Genomic DNA, 251 nt, shown 5'->3' on the forward strand with positions numbered 1-251 from the left:
TTATCGTCATTTATCGCTATCCCGTTGTAGCCTTGGATTGTACCTTTTGACGTGGTCATTTTCGCGCTATCAGGGTCGGTAATATTACTTTTAATGGGCTTGCCTTTGCTGCCCGTTTTTTCCTCATGGGTCGCTAAGAACTCCGTGATTTTATCTGCACTTTTATCCAGCTTTTCTTTTTGCTTTAAATCCTGTGTTATCAACTCTTCGCTCAGGCTATCTTGTGATTGGTGACGTTCGATAATACGTTT

The 251-nt window shown here is 41.4% G+C and carries 1 pseudogene; it reads right to left on the minus strand.

Features of this window, described 5'->3' with window-relative positions:
* Positions 1-251, minus strand: a pseudogene (locus H5203_RS22645) (transposase); the annotation flags it as partial.

The organism is Pseudoalteromonas sp. SG41-1, assembly GCF_014164575.1.
Taxonomy (GTDB): domain Bacteria; phylum Pseudomonadota; class Gammaproteobacteria; order Enterobacterales; family Alteromonadaceae; genus Pseudoalteromonas; species Pseudoalteromonas rhizosphaerae.